Raw genomic sequence first — 13,898 nt, forward strand, 5'->3', positions numbered from 1 at the left:
AAGCCGTGCCGGTTTATGGATCGAGCTGTGATTTAAGCTGCAACAGCCCGGGGTCTTCCGGCAATACAGACAGCCCTTTTTGCAGGACCTCTCGTGCGGCATCAGCTCCGCGATTGATGTGCGCCAGCTGGACCAGCATAGGCCACGCTTCGGCGCGCTGAGGGTCCAGTGAAACGACCTCGCTAAACGCGCGTTCTGCAGCTGGAGCATCCCGGAAGTTCAGTGCCATTCCACCCAAAACAAGGTGTGTTTCTGGAAAATCGAGACGGTTGGATATCGCCGCCTGCCATTCACTCATACCCTGCGCCACCAGTTCCCGCTGGTTCTGTGACAGGGCTTGACCCGGAATGTTCAGGAACTCTTTTGCCGCCGATATACGTACATTACGCGTTGGATCGGACAGCAGGGGTTCAAACCGCTGTATTTGTTTCGGCAACTCGGCCTGACGTTGAAGCGGCAACGAATTTGCGCGAACCAACGGGTCCCTGTCCAACAGCAGCGGTGCCGTCTTCTCGGCTATCTCTGCCGACGCAAAGGGCTGGAGCAGATAGGCCGCTGTTGCACGAACGATACCTGCGATGTCTGGGTCCATAGCAATTTCCAACAGCGCATCTGGCCCGTCCGAAGATCCTGTGACTGCTGCCCGAAACGTCGTTCCATAATGGGCTACGCGATGTGTGGACTCAGGAAACCACTGTTCGACTTGACTAGCCGCCCATTCCTGATCCTGGTCTTGATGGCAATCTGTACAGGCGTCTTCACCCAACCCCAAATCAGGGCGTGGAATACGAAAGCTGTGATCGCGCCGCCAATCGACACCCATGTAAACACGCTCGACCATATGGCAGGAGGTGCACTGCGCCCCATCACTGCCTTCCGGGTGGTGGTGATGCTCGGTCGAATCATATTCCTTGGCAGTCAGGGTCGGGAATTCGGGGTTTGCAGCGGGGGAATGGCATTGGGTGCACACGCCGTTGCCTTCGGCCCTCAGCTCTGCGGTGTGGGGGTCATGGCAATTCAAGCACCCAACGCCCTGAGCATACATTTTGGATTGCAGGAACGAGCCGTAAACGTAAACCTCATCCAATATCTGGCCATCGGGTTGATAGAGACCCGGACGAAGCACGGCCAGATTATAAGCATCATGATAGGGTGTTCCGGGGATGGGATTGCCATCCCCGTGCGCTTCGCGGCGTGAGTGACACCCAGCGCATTGCTGAATTTCAGCCTCAGTCCGGCCCTTACCCCAATCCATTGTAAATCCGAACTCACTCAGATCGTCAGCGAGATTCTGGCCCTGCGTCCATTCGATATGCGCTGAGCCAGGACCATGGCAGGCTTCGCACCCGACGCCAATTTCAGCCTGTATTGAGCTGTAAGTTCGCGTCTCGGACTCATAGTTTTTTTCAAATCCGGTGGCGTGACACTCGGCGCAACGTGAGTTCCAGTTTTTATACGGGCCGGTCCAGTGCAATCCGTCATCAGGTGGCAGGTACTGTTCTGGGTAAAGATGATACCACTTTCGGTTCTCGGTATCCCAGACAACGTCAAAACTCTGCAGTCGACCGGGTTCGGTTTCAAACAGGTACTGCTGGAGTGGTTCTATCCCAACGACCGAGTGCACATCATAGGACGTCATGACGCCATCTTTTTCAGTCACCCGGGCCTCTAGTTCATTGCCCGTTCCGCTGAATTCCACCGACATGCCGGAATGATCAAACCGCGTTCCATCAAAATCCGCGACTACCTGCCCGTCTTCAACCTCGGTCCAAGCCAAAGCGTGATGGGACAAAGACCATGCCTCGGCCTCGGCGGTATGACATTCGACGCAATGATCCGAACCGACATAGTTTGGGGATTGTGCGAACGCATAAACAGGTGAAAACAGCCAAAGGAAAACAAAGGCTTTTTTCATGAAGTGCGCCCTTCAGTATCATTCTGAAGGTCCATCAAAGCCCCGTTATATTCCGCGCCAAGGATCAATATCGCCGCGCAGAGATATAAAAAGATCAATGCGGCCATAGCTCCGGCCAACCCGGCATACGTCGCGCTATAAGTTGCAAACTGTGCGATATAAACCGAAAATCCCCATCCGCCTGCAGCCCAAAGGGCCAGAGTCAAAAAAACGCCGGGAAGAATCTGACGCAGCTTGTGACGCCGGGTCGGCAGGAACAGATGCGCCAAAACCACAACGCCGATAGGAACAGCAACGGTGAAGGTCCAGCGCAGGCGATCCACCGACAGCCAGTCGGACACGTTCACATCCGTTTTTTCAGATACAAGCTGAGTATAGACCGGCAAGACGACTTCAACCGCAGCGATGATCAGAATGGTAATGCCTCCAATGATCACCAGCCCCAGGCACAACAGCCGGGTTTTCCAGAACGGCCAACTGTCGTGGTCGTGATAGGCCTGATTCATCGCTGCTCTGACTGCCACAACCCCGTTCGATGCGAAAAAGATCGCCAGCAAGCCACCAAGGGTGATCACGCCCGAACCCGATTCAGCCAGAACCGAGCGCAGCTCAGCTACGATCGGCTGCGCCACATCCTGAGGCCAGGCACCAAATATCAGCTCAATCAGTTCGTTCGTGACATAATCCTGTGACAGCGAACCCGCCAGCGCCACGGTGAACAGTACGAAAGGAAACAATGCCAGCATTAACGACATGGCCACGTGGCTGCTCATGACAAAACCGTTCTTTGCGCCAAAGCGGCCAACGGCAACCCAAAGCGCCTGAACGGGTCGTCCGAAACGGGGAATCACACTGGAGTTCATCTCGAAAGCCTACCCCGCCTGCCCCATACACTGAACCAGCAAATCCGGGTCTTGTACAAATTATCTCATACAAATATCTGGCCGCATTGCATAATCCCATTCGGCTGTGCAGAATCGAACCAAGGCGTAATGCGCTATTTCTGAAGTGGGCCGATCTATGACAATGGATAACGACGACATCACGCCACCGAACAAGCTCAAGCTTTCTGTCGTTCGCGACATTTCAATTGTCGCGACACTCGTGGTGCTTGGCTTATACGCTGGGGCCACTTTTCTGATTCCGCTGACCATGGCCTTACTGATCAATGTTCTGATCATCGCGCTGAGTGACCGGATCATCGCAATTACACGGATGCCGGTCTGGCTGGCCAATGTTGCAGGGGTCACAGTTGTTTTGGCCGGGTTGTTCGTAATCATGTATATTCTGGGCAGTCAGGCGACCCAGTTTGCCCGTACTATCGGAACTTACGAAAACCAGTTCGACGACACGGTCAACCGCGTCACCGGATTGGTCGGCAATGACGTGACGAAGTTTATCCGCGACAACCTGATTAACATCGACATGTCCTATGTCGCGCGTGTTCTTCTGGGCAGTGCCACGTCCCTGCTGAACCAGTTCTTTCTGATCAGCCTCTACGTCGCCTTCCTGATGGCCGAGCGGCTGGCCTTTCGCAAAAAGATACGGCTGGCAGCAGGGGATCCCAAGACAGGTGCGGAATTTGCATCCATTGTGGACGCAATTACCTTCAGCCTGCAACGCTATGTCGGGGTTAAAACCTTTATCAGCCTGATCACCGCAGGCATCAGTTATTCGGTTTTCAAGGTGCTGGGACTGGAATTTGCAGAAACCTGGGCGGTGCTGACTTTCGCGCTGAACTTCATCCCCTCGATCGGTTCCATCATCGCGGTGATCTTCCCGTCCCTGATCGCGCTGGTTCAGTTCGACAGCATCGGGCCGTTCCTGATCATCGTGTTTGGCTGTGGCACAGTGCAATTCCTGATCGGCAATTTCGTTGACCCTGCGCTGTTGGGTCGGTCGCTGAACATGTCCACTTTCCTGGTTATCCTTGCACTGATGTTCTGGACAACGATCTGGGGTCTGATCGGAGCATTCCTCAGCGTGCCTCTGACAGTCTGCATCCTGATCGTGTTCAGCCATATCCCTGCACTGCGCCCGGTTGCCATTCTGATGTCACTGGATGGACGATTGGGTGAAGAAAACCGTCCCGGCACCGCAAGCTAAGCGATGCCACCTCCTGTTTTCATCGGATCGGAAATCTATCGTCATTCGACCTATGGCTCGAAACATCCTCTGGCTATTCCGCGTGTTTCCACCGTCATGGATATATGCCGGGCGCAGGGATGGCTAACGACCGAGAATTACCGCGTCAGCCCCTGCGCTAAACCAGCCGCGCTGACGACTTTTCACACTCCGGATTACATAAACGCCCTGGAACAGGCCGAACGCGATCAGGCGGTATCCGATGAGATACGCGAAAAGCATGCGCTTGGCACACCTTCCAATCCCGTCTTCGCCGAGATGTATCGACGCCCCGCCACCGCCGCCGGAGGTTCAATGCTGGGAGCTGAATTGATCCGGGATGGTGGCATTGTCTACAACCCGGCAGGCGGCACGCATCATGGGCTGACGGACCGTGCGAACGGTTTCTGTTATCTAAACGATCCGGTACTGGCGATCCTCACCCTTTTGAACGCAGGCCTTGATCGCATCGTTTACATCGATATCGATGCGCATCATTGCGACGGGGTCGAAGCAGCCTTCCACGGCTCGACCAACGTTCGGATGATTTCCGTCCACGAGGCTCGCCGCTGGCCCTTTACCGGCACGTTAGAAGACAATGCTGGGGGTGCCGCCTTCAATCTTCCAGTTGGACGCAGCCTCAATGATGATGAGTTCTATGCCATCCTCGACCAACTGATCCTGCCTGCGACCGCTTCGTTTGGGCCTCAGGCCATTGTGTTGCAGTGCGGTGCGGATGCCGTAGCCGAGGACCCCCTGTCCCGGCTAACCTTGTCCAACAACGCGCATTGGCGCGCGGTTGCCAGCCTTCGCGATATGGCACCCCGGCTGATTGTGCTGGGCGGAGGCGGATACAACCCTTGGTCCGTCGCACGATTGTGGAGCGGCGTTTGGGCCACCCTGAACGGGCATGAGATACCTGAGCATTTGAACACTAAGGGACAAAACGTTCTTAGCGCACTTTCCTGGAACCGATCTGCCGGTCGGCGACCACCGGGCCATTGGCTCAATACACTGAGGGATGCGCCAAACCATGGTGAAGTCCGCCCCCAAATAAAGTCAGACCTGCGCGAATTGTCTGCGCGCCTTTCATAGTGGATCGAGGGCTGCAAGCCTGTTAACGTGCGATCATTACTGCACAATCCCGCTTTATTCGTTTCCCGCGTACCCGTTAAAACTATCCAGACCTTTGGCCAGGATCGGACCAATAAATGAATGCACTTAATCAGATAAATGATCTCAAAGCCCGTATGGGGCAGGCAATAATCGGACAGACTGAGGTTATCGACAGGCTGGTCATCGGCCTGTTGGCAAATGGAAACCTGTTGATTGAAGGTCTGCCGGGACTGGCAAAAACACGGGCCGTGAAAGCAATGGCCAAAAACCTCGATGCCAGCTTCAGCCGAATACAATTCACGCCCGACCTTTTACCATCCGACGTGACCGGAACCGAAGTGTTTCAACAAACCGACACCGGCAGCACCTTTAGGTTCGATCCCGGTCCGATATTTGCAAACATCGTACTGGCCGACGAGATCAACCGCGCTCCTGCAAAGGTTCAGGCCGCTCTGTTGGAAGCAATGGAAGAACGGCAGGTAACGGTCTCAGGTACAACACATAAAATGGACCCGCTGTTCATCGTCATGGCCACGCAAAACCCGATCGAACAAGAAGGCACTTATCCGTTGCCCGAGGCGCAGATGGACCGTTTCCTGATGCATGTTCAGATCACCTACCCTCCGGTCGAAGATGAGGTTGAGGTCATTCGCCTAGTCCGGGGGGAGGAGATCGCGGCCGGGTCAGGCACAACCGCCGAGGCACCAGCGCCGATACCTCAGGATGCCGTCTTTCAAGCACGATCCGAGATCGGACAGATTCACGTCTCTGACGCTATGGATCGGTACATGGCCGACTTGGTACAAGTGACGAGAACGCCCGAGAAATACAGCGACGAGCTTGCAAGTTGGATCGAAATCGGTGCCAGCCCACGTGCCTCTCTGGCGCTGGACAAATGCGGGCGCGCGCACGCCTGGATGAACCAGCGGGATTATGTGGACCCAGCTGACATTCGCGCCATCGCCCATGATGTGTTCCGCCACCGAATTACACTTAGTTTTGAAGCGCAGGGGAATGCAAAAACCGCAGATGATGTAATCGCAGAAATCCTGCAACTCGTCGCCCTGCCTTAACTTTTGGGAAAGTGAGCCCCGTGGCCAATACGTCCACATATCTCAGTGACCCACGCATCCATGTAGATGCGGATCATCTTTTGCGGCTTGGCCCAAAATCTCGCGCGATCAGCCTGTTACCTAAACAACCAGCGCGCTCGGTCCTTAATGGGCGCCATGCTTCGCGCCTGCGCGGGCGAGGCCTGAACTTCGAGGAGTTGCGAACCTATCTGTCGGGCGATGACATTCGGACTATCGACTGGAAAGTGACCGCACGAACCGGAGAACCCCACGTTAGGGTCTATACAGAAGAACGCGACCGCCCTGCCCTGTTGCTGGTCGATCAGCGCGTTTCGATGTTCTTCGGAACAGAAGTCTACATGAAATCAGTCATAGCGGCTGAAGCAGCCGCAATAGCCGCGCATCGCGTGTTGGGCCAAGGCGATCGCGTAGGCGGGATTGTCTTTGGCGACACAGGCCTAGCCGAACATCGCCCTCAGCGTCGTGCGGCGGCTCTGACCCGGTTTTTGTCATCGATTGCTGCTCTGAATTGCAGTTTGAATGCCAAGTTGCGCCCGAGCCCTACAGTGACGTTAAACGCTGTCCTCCAACAAGCGGCTCGTATTGCACATACCAATGCACTCGTGTGCGTCTTCTCGGATTTCGACGGTCTGGATGTTGCGTCCGAGAGCTTGTTGCGAAATCTGTCACGGTCAAACGATCTGATTTTGTTTAATATATTCGACCCCAGCTCTCGCGCGTTGAAGATAGGCGCAAAAATGACCGTTTCGGATGGGAACCAGCAAATTGAGCTCGACGGTTCCGACCCGGATTTATCCAAGCGCATCAAGGAAACGATGGAAAACAGGTTGGCGCAGCTGCAACAATGGTCGAGTCGATATGGATTTCCGATCGTTCCTATGACCACTTCCGAACCGGCCCTTGATCAATTGCTAAGGCAGTTTGGCCATTTTGGGGGTCGGAGATGAGCGTAGATGTCGAAGGCAAGTCCCTGACCGAATTGCTGGACATGCTTGTGCCCGCGCCCGCACCGGAACCAATATCCATGGTGCCGCAAACCTGGGGCTGGATCGTGCTGTTGTTCGTTTTCGTTACCGCATTTGCGGGCAGCGCACTCGTGCTACACAAACACCGGCAAGCCAACGCTTATCGTCGCTCCGCACTTACAGCTCTTGCAAACGCAGGGAACGACATAGCCAAAATTGCTGAGATCCTCAAGCGTACAGCACTCACCGCCTATCCGCGTGAGCAGGTAGCAGGTCTCTACGGGCAGAAATGGTTGAACTTTTTAAACCAAACTTCTGATAAAAATATATTTTCCGATGCACAGGCGCAATCATTGATTCAAGCGCCCTATAGGCGCGGAATACAAGACGCAGGTGTGTCGCACGCAGCACGGGACTGGATCAGATCCCATAAAACAGGCCGGAGGGGAAGATGATTTCATTCGCTTCACCATGGGTCTTTTTACTTCTGCCAGTGCCAGCGCTGGTGTACTGGTTCGCACCTCCTCATCGTGAAGCCACCAACGCGATACGTATCCCATTCTTTCGACACGTCGCGCATGCTGCTGGTATCGAGCCAAGGTCGGGCTCGATTGTTTCACATCGGTCTTTGCTTCAGACAATTGTGGCCACGGTGATCTGGCTGTTGCTGGTGACAGCCCTAGCCCGTCCTGAGAAACTCGCAGACCCGATCGTTGTCGAAAAATCCGCCAGAGACGTTGTGCTGGCTCTGGATATTTCGGGATCGATGGATCAACGCGACTTCACCTCCACTGACGGTTCACCAAAGCAGCGATTGGCGGCTGTAAAGGACGTGTTGCGCTCATTCATTGCCGAACGCCAAGGCGACCGGATGGCGCTCATCATATTTGGAACCAGAGCTTTTGTTCAGGCACCTTTTACCGAAGACCTCAACAGTTTGAATGGGTTCCTGGACCAAACTGAAGTGGGCATGGCTGGCCCGAATACAGCGTTGGGTGATGCAATTGGCCTGGGCATCCGCACGTTCGAGGCCAGCGAAGTAGATCAACGCCTGATGATTGTTCTGAGTGACGGAGCGGATACATCCAGCCGAATGACACCAGCCAATGCTGCGGCCATTGCTGCGGACAAAGGTGTTGTCGTCTATACTATTGGTGTTGGTGATCCCAACGCGAGCGGTGAGGACCGTGTCGATCTGGACGCCTTGAAAGCCATAGCTGATCGCACCGACGGACAGCATTTCTTTGCCAATGACGAGACCGCCCTGGCTGACACATACCAACAGATCGATCAACAAAACCCCAGAATTGTTGAAACACAAAGCTATCGCCCGCGAGAAAGCCTTGCCCATTACCCGCTTTTGGTCGCGCTTTTAATGGTTCTTTGTGCCTTAACAGGGTTCCATATTGCACAGCGTCGCAGGAGCATTCCATGATCGATGCATTGACGGAATTTCATTTTATTAGATCAACTTACCTGCTGTTCTTGATCCCCATTGCAGGTTTGTGGTGGACGATCCGCCCCAAGAACACTGGGCAATCAGATCTGCAATCCGGCATTGCGCCTCATCTCGCCGCTGCATTGCAGCTTGGCACTGAGAAGAGAGGACGCGTCTATCCTACTGATGTTGCCATGACTGCGGCGACGTTGATTGCCGTCGCCGCAGCGGGACCGACGTGGTCACGAGTAGCGAACCCTCTGGTCGCGGACACAGCGCCTTTGGTGGTTGCTCTTAAGGTCACTGACAGTATGGAGAATGCTGACTTGGCACCATCACGGTTGGAGCGTGCAAAGTATAAGATCACCGACCTTATCAACGCCCGTGCCGGCGCGCGGACAGCGTTGATCGCCTATGCGGGGACTGCGCACCGCGTTGCCCCTTTGACCGAAGATGCGAACATCCTGCGCCCTTTACTTGAGGGTCTGACGCCTGCCGTGATGCCAAATCAGGGCGATGCAGCGGCCAACGCTTTGTCGCTGGCGCAAAGTATTTTGGACGAAAGTAATACTCCGGGCGCGGTTTTGTTTGTGCTGGACGATATTGACCCGTCGCAACTTGCAGATTTCGAGGCCACATCCTCGCAGACTTTCTTTCTGACAACCTTGCCGGACAGTGGTGAAATAGTTCAGTTGAGCAATCTGAAGACCGCAGTCACCGTTCCGATTTCCAATGATGATCGCGATATCAACCGGTTACAACGACAAATTCAGACGGCCTATGTAGAAGCACTGGATGACGACAACCGAACAGACTGGCAGGATCAAGGGTGGTTACTTGCCTGGCCCGCAGCTCTGTTATCACTACTTTGGTTCAGACGTGGTTGGGTGATCCGGTGGGCAATGTTGGGCCTGTTCCTTGCGCAGCCATCCGGCCCGGCTTTTGCAGAGGGTTGGAGAGATTGGTTTCTGACACCAGATCAACAGGGTCAGATCGCATTGAACCAAAAGCGCTATGCGGACGCTGCTGAGTTATTCCAAGAACTGTACCACTCTGGATACGCCAGTTTGAAGGCCGGGCAATATCCTGAAGCCGCAGCGGTGTTCTCGGAACTAAACTCACCGGAGGCGGCCTTTGCCGAAGGTATGGCACGCATCCGCAACCGTGAATACCGCCCTGCAATAGCTGCATTTGAAACCGCCTTGGAACGTCGGCCCGACTGGCCAGAGGCGCAGCACAATCTGGAGGTTGCAACTGCCATACTGGACTACGTGGAAACCACGCGCGAACAATCAGACACTGGTGAAGAAGCAGGCATCGGTGCAGATGACACTGTCTTTGACAACGATGACGGGCGCGGTGAAAACACTACCGTTCAAGAGCAGTCTGATGAAGCAAAACCACTTTCCGCTGATCAATGGATTAGCGCGATTGACACAGACATGGAGGATTTTCTGCGCAATCGCTTTCTTTTGGAAAATCAGGCGCCAAAACAATGAGGTACCTTTTATTCCTCATGTTCTGCGCCCTGCCCGGCACTTTACTTTCGCAGGGTACAGCTGCGGTTCGGCCACAGGTCACCGTCGACGCTCCAAACGAGGACGTAGTTGTAGGGCAACCAGCCATTGTTCGCATCAAAGTTCTCGTTCCCACGTTCATGCCTTCCCCTCCGGTATTTCCCTCGATGGAGCAAGAGAACCTGCTGATACGACTGCCCGAGCGCGCCTCTGGTCCAGTCAGCGAAGCCGTTGAGGGCGAAACATGGTCTGGGGTTCAACGCAGCTATCGCATCTATCCACTTACGTCAGGACTGATTGAATTTGGCGATACAGACATGTCCGTTACGTTCACGGACCCGGACACGAATGAGCCGGTACAGGTCTCTGTTCCACTTCCGCCAATCTCGATCAACGCGGTGATCCCCGACGGTGCACGCGATCTGAATCCTCTGATAATCGCCACCGGATTTGAAGTAATACAAGAAATCGAAGGTCCTACCAAGATGCAGGCCGGGGACGCGATCACCCGGCGTCTAACGGCAAAAATTGCAGGCACAAGCCCCCTTCTGATACCTCCTCTGCTCCTTGAACCTTCGACTTCTTTGCTGCGCCCGTATCCCAAGGAAACCCGCATCACCGAGACCGAGGATCGGGGTATTCTATCCGGTCAGCGCGTGGATGAGGTCGTATACATTGCTCAGGACGGAGGGCAGACGCAGCTGCCACCGATTTCCGTGCAATGGTACAATCTGGAAACGAACACTGTAGAAACAGTGGACGTGGCCGCTGTGGATTTGCAACTTGCCGCGCCAATATCCCCGCCGCCAGATTTTGAAACCATGGCCAGGTATATGATCTGGTCCGTTCTCATTGGTATTGCTGCCTTGGCTGGACTTCGTTGGCTTGCACCACGCTTACAGGCTTGGCGTGAAGCACGCGCGGAAGCATACCGTGCCTCGCCCGCCTATGCTCTTGCGCAATTGCGACAAGCACTGCGGGACAACGATCTTTCCAAAGCATATGCCTGGCTGGAGACATGGAAACGCCGCTGTATGGATCCAACAGGATATACCGATCTGGAAGCGCTACTGGCTAAAATCGGCGCTACCCGCTATGCCTTGGATTCCGAGGGCAAATCACCAGACTGGGCTGGTGCAGTTGCCGCTGTTAACGCTCTTATGAATGCCCCGGAAAAGCATGCGCAACCTCTTCCGCCGCTAAATCCCTGACCTTTACGTTTGACAACTGGCGATCAGCGCTTGCCTATCTTTCAGGCGCACGCGACCATAGCCAAGTTCAATCAAGTTCATATCCGCAAGACGATGCAGGCTTCGGTGTAGCGTCGGTTGAGACACGGCAATCATCTCGGCCAACTCCTCTTGCGACACCACGATCCAGCCATCGGATTTCGAAGTACCTTCGTCTAGATGCAGCAAGCGCAATACCAGACGCTTTTCGCTACCCGTTACGGCGAGGTTGGCCATGATCCTCAGCGCGGTCTGCATATTTTCATGAGTCAGAGCATAAAAATCCCGGACATATTCGGGATTGTTCTGAACCAGTTTAGTTATTCGTGAACTTGGAAAGAACAACGCCTGAGTTTCCTGGGTCGCGACGACGCTGACCAGCCTGAGTGACTCGGCAAACAACGCCAAGTCTCCGATCCAGAAACCCGCCCCTTCCCGATGAAGTACAAATTCCTGCCCGTCATCCGCTGGCGCGGTAATCTGCACGCCGCCACTGAGAACAGCGAAGATCCCGTTAGACGGATCACCGTGGTGGTACAGGGCCTCCCACGTCTCAAAAGTCTTGGCAATCCCGCATTCCAACAAATCCCGTCGGAATTCGCCAGATCTTGTGCTGAACCAGCCAGTGTCCTGCAAGGGCTTCAAATTATTTGCTTTGTCAAACATTAGAATTTTCCAATATCATCATATGATGAGTTTTCAATCCTTCTCATACCCTAATGTGCAAGGGCCCGATTCCTGAAACGGCGAATGTTCTCTGTCGCAGGAACGGACGTTTTCAGGCAGCTTTTAGGCTGATTTAGCTGGCCTTCTATTCAATTCAAATCTCCGGGTTTCTCAACCCATTAAGATCAGGAGTTCATCATGTCACCACCACGTTCGATTTCCGACGGATGGCGCAGAGGATTGCGCCGCGTTGCTGTGGCAACAGTGGCCGTTGCGCTGGCAATTCCCGCTTGGGCGCAAGACCAGAAACCCAACATTCTGGTCATCTGGGGCGACGACATCGGGCAGTCTAACATCTCAGCATATACGATGGGACTTATGGGGTATCAGACGCCCAATATTGACCGCGTCGCCAAAGAGGGCATGATCTTCACCGACTATTATGGCGAGCAATCCTGCACCGCTGGTCGATCATCCTATATCATGGGCCAATCAGTGTTCCGTACCGGTTTGTCCAAAGTTGGCTTGCCCGGCGCTGATCTGGGCATGCAAGTCGAAGACCCGACCATTGCGGGCCTGCTGAAAGACCACGGGTATGTCACTGGGCAGTTCGGCAAAAACCATTTGGGCGACAAGGATGAACACCTTCCGACAAATCATGGTTTTGATGAGTTTTTTGGAAACCTCTACCACCTGAACGCTGAAGAAGAGCCGGAAAACGAAGACTATCCCGGCGACGCGGTTCTGGCCGATGGGCGCACCTTCCGCGAGGCCTATGGCCCGCGCGGCGTGATCAAATCCAAAGCTGACGGCACCATCGAAGATACCGGCCCGCTGACACGCAAGCGTATGGAAACGGTAGATGATGAAACGGTCGCGGCCGCGATCGACTTTATCCAACGCGCCCATGAACAGGGCCAGCCCTTCTACGTCTGGTGGAACGGTACACGCATGCACTTCCGCACGCACGTCAAGGATGAGATGCGCGCACAGGCGAATGAGATCGCTGGGCGGGTGGCCGACGAATACACCGCTGGTATGATCGAACACGACATGCATGTAGGTCAGTTGTTGGACCTGCTGGATGAGCTCGGCATCGCAGACAACACCATCGTGCATTATTCAACCGACAACGGGCCACACATGAATACTTGGCCTGACGCAGCGGCGACGCCTTTCTGGGGTGAAAAGAACACCAATTGGGAAGGTGGCTGGCGCGTTCCGTCGATGGTGCGTTGGCCCGGTCAGATCGAAGCGGGCTCGGTCACAAACGAGATCGTGCACCACATGGACTGGCTTCCGACCTACCTTGCCGTTGCCGGCGATCCCGACATCAAGGAAAAGCTGAAGACGGGTTATAGTTCGTCTGGCATGGGCCGTGACTATAAGGTGCATCTGGATGGCTATAACATCCTGCCCCTGCTGACCGGTGAAGCCACGGAAAGCCCGCGGAAAGAGATCTTCTATTTCTCGGATGACGGCGACCTGACGGCACTGCGCTTCGAGGATTGGAAACTGATCTTCCTCGAGCAGAAAGCCTGGGCAACCCTGCGCGCCTGGATCGAACCATGGACCGAGCTGCGTATTCCACTAATCGTGAACCTGCGTCGCGATCCCTATGAGCGCGCCTATCGCACCTCCAACACCTATTACGACTGGTTGCTGGATCGTGCGTACTTCCTTGTGCCCGCACAGCAATATGTCGGCAGCTTCCTCGAGACTTTCCAGGAATTCCCGCCACGCCAGAAGGCAGCCAGTTTCAACCTCGATCAGGTGATGGAGAAGCTAGCCTCGCCAACAAATAACTAAAGACCAACGCCTCGAACTTAAGGGT

General features: G+C 54.7%; 12 protein-coding genes. 9 read left to right on the forward strand and 3 right to left on the reverse strand.

Translation table 11 applies throughout. The annotated features are described in order from the left end of the window. Positions 1 to 13: 13 nt before the first annotated feature. Complete coding sequence (locus tag ACR0IY_RS02825) at positions 14 to 1,915, reverse strand: multiheme c-type cytochrome (RefSeq protein ID WP_480670332.1); 1,902 nt, start codon at positions 1,913 to 1,915, stop codon at positions 14 to 16. Continuing rightward, a complete protein-coding gene (locus tag ACR0IY_RS02830; protein WP_480670333.1) occupies positions 1,912 to 2,778 on the reverse strand; it encodes a YihY/virulence factor BrkB family protein in 867 nt (288 codons plus the stop codon). The genes ACR0IY_RS02825 and ACR0IY_RS02830 overlap by 4 nt, the downstream gene beginning before the upstream one ends. Positions 2,779 to 2,935: 157 nt before the next feature. Here ACR0IY_RS02830 and ACR0IY_RS02835 point away from each other — a divergent pair, with 157 nt between their 5' ends. The 8 genes from ACR0IY_RS02835 (at position 2,936) to ACR0IY_RS02870 (ending at position 11,380) form a co-directional block, all read left to right on the forward strand. Continuing rightward, entirely contained in the window at positions 2,936 to 4,021 is a 1,086-nt protein-coding gene (locus ACR0IY_RS02835; RefSeq protein WP_480670334.1) for an AI-2E family transporter, read from the forward strand. Between the two features lie 3 nt (positions 4,022 to 4,024). Next, on the forward strand, positions 4,025 to 5,134 hold the full coding sequence (locus ACR0IY_RS02840) for an acetoin utilization protein AcuC (protein ID WP_480670335.1): 1,110 nt from the start codon (positions 4,025 to 4,027) through the stop codon (positions 5,132 to 5,134). Between the two features lie 116 nt (positions 5,135 to 5,250). Next, positions 5,251 to 6,228 (forward strand): AAA family ATPase, encoded by a 978-nt coding sequence (locus ACR0IY_RS02845; RefSeq protein ID WP_480670336.1) that lies wholly within the window; start codon positions 5,251 to 5,253, stop codon positions 6,226 to 6,228. A gap of 20 nt (positions 6,229 to 6,248) precedes the next feature. Continuing rightward, positions 6,249 to 7,196, forward strand: coding sequence for a DUF58 domain-containing protein (locus tag ACR0IY_RS02850; protein WP_480670337.1), 948 nt, complete (start codon positions 6,249 to 6,251; stop codon positions 7,194 to 7,196). Beyond that, positions 7,193 to 7,669, forward strand: a complete 477-nt coding sequence (locus ACR0IY_RS02855; protein WP_480670338.1) for a DUF4381 domain-containing protein — start codon at positions 7,193 to 7,195, stop codon at positions 7,667 to 7,669. Before ACR0IY_RS02850 ends, ACR0IY_RS02855 begins: the two co-directional genes overlap by 4 nt. Next, positions 7,666 to 8,649 carry a vWA domain-containing protein gene (locus tag ACR0IY_RS02860; protein WP_480670339.1) on the forward strand — a complete coding sequence of 328 codons (984 nt, stop codon included), beginning with the start codon at positions 7,666 to 7,668 and terminating at the stop codon, positions 8,647 to 8,649. Before ACR0IY_RS02855 ends, ACR0IY_RS02860 begins: the two co-directional genes overlap by 4 nt. Continuing rightward, on the forward strand, positions 8,646 to 10,151 hold the full coding sequence (locus tag ACR0IY_RS02865; RefSeq protein WP_480670340.1) for a VWA domain-containing protein: 1,506 nt from the start codon (positions 8,646 to 8,648) through the stop codon (positions 10,149 to 10,151). The genes ACR0IY_RS02860 and ACR0IY_RS02865 overlap by 4 nt, the downstream gene beginning before the upstream one ends. Then, positions 10,148 to 11,380: a hypothetical protein gene (locus tag ACR0IY_RS02870; protein WP_480670341.1), complete on the forward strand. Its 1,233-nt coding sequence runs from the start codon at positions 10,148 to 10,150 to the stop codon at positions 11,378 to 11,380. The genes ACR0IY_RS02865 and ACR0IY_RS02870 overlap by 4 nt, the downstream gene beginning before the upstream one ends. 3 nt (positions 11,381 to 11,383) lie before the next feature. Here the strand turns inward: ACR0IY_RS02870 and ACR0IY_RS02875 are convergent, their stop codons facing one another. After that, entirely contained in the window at positions 11,384 to 12,064 is a 681-nt protein-coding gene (locus tag ACR0IY_RS02875; RefSeq protein WP_480670342.1) for a Crp/Fnr family transcriptional regulator, read from the reverse strand. Between the two features lie 198 nt (positions 12,065 to 12,262). Between ACR0IY_RS02875 and ACR0IY_RS02880 the strand changes: the two genes are divergently transcribed. Continuing rightward, the gene (locus tag ACR0IY_RS02880) at positions 12,263 to 13,873 is read left to right on the forward strand and encodes an arylsulfatase (protein ID WP_480670343.1); all 1,611 of its coding nucleotides are present in this window, start codon (positions 12,263 to 12,265) and stop codon (positions 13,871 to 13,873) included. Positions 13,874 to 13,898: the final 25 nt, after the last annotated feature.

This window comes from Ruegeria sp. BC1 (assembly GCF_056539305.1).

Bases quoted from the DNA above. Each gene is read 5' to 3' on its own strand.
- ACR0IY_RS02825 (WP_480670332.1), bottom strand. From the start codon at position 1,915: ATGAAAAAAGCCTTTGTTTTCCTTTGGCTGTTTTCACCTGTTTATGCG.
- ACR0IY_RS02830 (WP_480670333.1), bottom strand. From the start codon at position 2,778: ATGAACTCCAGTGTGATTCCCCGTTTCGGACGACCCGTTCAGGCGCTT.
- ACR0IY_RS02835 (WP_480670334.1), top strand. From the start codon at position 2,936: ATGACAATGGATAACGACGACATCACGCCACCGAACAAGCTCAAGCTT.
- ACR0IY_RS02840 (WP_480670335.1), top strand. From the start codon at position 4,025: ATGCCACCTCCTGTTTTCATCGGATCGGAAATCTATCGTCATTCGACC.
- ACR0IY_RS02845 (WP_480670336.1), top strand. From the start codon at position 5,251: ATGAATGCACTTAATCAGATAAATGATCTCAAAGCCCGTATGGGGCAG.
- ACR0IY_RS02855 (WP_480670338.1), top strand. From the start codon at position 7,193: ATGAGCGTAGATGTCGAAGGCAAGTCCCTGACCGAATTGCTGGACATG.
- ACR0IY_RS02860 (WP_480670339.1), top strand. From the start codon at position 7,666: ATGATTTCATTCGCTTCACCATGGGTCTTTTTACTTCTGCCAGTGCCA.
- ACR0IY_RS02865 (WP_480670340.1), top strand. From the start codon at position 8,646: ATGATCGATGCATTGACGGAATTTCATTTTATTAGATCAACTTACCTG.
- ACR0IY_RS02870 (WP_480670341.1), top strand. From the start codon at position 10,148: ATGAGGTACCTTTTATTCCTCATGTTCTGCGCCCTGCCCGGCACTTTA.
- ACR0IY_RS02875 (WP_480670342.1), bottom strand. From the start codon at position 12,064: ATGTTTGACAAAGCAAATAATTTGAAGCCCTTGCAGGACACTGGCTGG.
- ACR0IY_RS02880 (WP_480670343.1), top strand. From the start codon at position 12,263: ATGTCACCACCACGTTCGATTTCCGACGGATGGCGCAGAGGATTGCGC.